Source organism: Nonomuraea lactucae, from assembly GCF_003313395.1.
In the GTDB taxonomy this organism is placed as follows: Bacteria; Actinomycetota; Actinomycetes; order Streptosporangiales; family Streptosporangiaceae; genus Nonomuraea; species Nonomuraea lactucae.
This window is the reverse complement of the sequence record NZ_QNFZ01000526.1, coordinates 1-1577: the sequence shown is the minus strand read 5'-3', so window position 1 is coordinate 1577 and position 1577 is coordinate 1. Positions and strand designations below refer to the sequence as shown.

Genomic DNA, 1577 nt, shown 5'->3' with positions numbered 1-1577 from the left:
GTGCCCGCCGCGCTGGCCGCGGCCGAGGCGACGGGGGCGAGCGGGGCGGCGCTGGTGTCGGCCGTCGCGGCGGGCATCGAGGTGTGCAACCGCCTGGGCATGGCGTCCTACCTGCCCGAGGCGCGCAACTCGCTGTTCTTCGAGCGGGGCCAGCACGCCACGTCCATCTGCGGCACGCTGGGCGCCGCGGTGGCGGCCGGGCTGCTGTTCGGGCTGGCGGAGGAGGGCGTCGCGCACGCCATCGGGGTGGCGGCCAGCATGGGCGCCGGGCTGCTGGAGGCGAACCGCACCGGCGGGACCATCAAGCGGGCCCACTGCGGGTGGGCGGCCCACGCCGGGGTGTCGGCCGCCGTGCTGGCGCTGGAGGGCGTGACGGGGCCGCCGACGGTGCTGGAGGGGCGGTTCGGGTTCTTCGAGGCGTGGCTCGACGGCCGCTTCGACGAGTCGGCCATGCTGTTCGCCCTGGGCAGGAGGTGGGAACTGCTGCGCACGGTCTACAAGCCGTACCCGACGAACCACTTCACCCACCCGGGCATCGACTGCGCCCTGGCCCTGCGCGCGGGCGGCCTCTCCCCCGCCCGCGTGGTCGACGTGGAGGACGTGGAGCTGGGCGTGGCCGCTCCGGTGCTGCGCACGATCGCCGAGCCGCGGGAGGAGAAGGTCAGGCCGCGCTCGCCGTACCACGCGAAGTTCTCGGGGCCGTACACGGTCGCGGCGGCGCTGCTCGGCGGCGGGGGGCTCGGTCTGGCTCCGGACGACTTCGCCGTCCTGACGCCCGAGCGGCTGGCGCTCGCCGCGCGGGTGCGCTGCGTGGCGGACGAGCGGGCGTCCGACATCTTCCCGCGCGCGTTCGCGGCGGTGCTGAGGGTACGGACGCGTGACGGCGACACGCTGGAACACCGGGTCGACTCGTCGCGGGGCGGCCCGGAACGGCCTCTGACGGCGGAGGAGCTGGCGGTCAAGTTCCGCGCCAACGCGGCGCGGGCCCTGCCTCCGGACCAGGTGGAGGCCCTGCTCGTGGCGGCCCGGGACCTGCCTGAGGCGCCCACTGCGGCGACGCTGCTCCGGCTGGCCGTCGCCCGGCCGCGCTGAATGTCTCGCCACCACGCCCGGCCGGTCAGTGGGGCTGGCCGGTCAGTGGGGCTGGTCGGTCCAGCGGGGCCGAGGCGAGGCCGCCACGTCACAGGGGCTGGTCGGTCCAGCGGGGGCCGTCCGGGGTGTCCTCGACCAGCACGCCGCCCCGGCCCATGGCCCGCCTCAGCGCGTCGGCGACCTCGTAGCGGCCCTCCTTGCGGAGCTCGTCGCGCAGCGCCAGCAGCGGCTCCACCAGGCGGCGCGGGTCGGCGGTCGCGGCGAGCTCGCCCAGCCGGGCGATCAGCAGCCGCATCAGGTCTCTGGCCTCGTCCACGCCCCCGGCGTCCTCCTCGGTGTCGGCGGCCCACTTGACGAGCTCGGCCTCGAGGTCGAGCACGGCGCGGGCGGCGGCTGCCAGGTCGGGCCGCGCCACCGCCTCCTGGAAGCGGCGCTCGCAGGCTCGGACCGTCTCCTCCAGGGTGGTCTGCCGCGGCGCGGGCGGG

General features: G+C 76.9%; 1 protein-coding gene and 1 pseudogene. One reads left to right on the top strand and one right to left on the bottom strand.

The window, feature by feature from the left end; all coding sequences use genetic code 11:
* A partial coding sequence (locus tag DQW85_RS23265) for an MmgE/PrpD family protein (RefSeq protein WP_113702228.1) occupies positions 1-1092 on the top strand: 1092 nt, incomplete at its 5' end.
* A gap of 88 nt (positions 1093-1180) precedes the next feature.
* Here the strand turns inward: DQW85_RS23265 and DQW85_RS23260 are convergent.
* Positions 1181-1577, bottom strand: a pseudogene (locus DQW85_RS23260) (hypothetical protein); the annotation flags it as partial.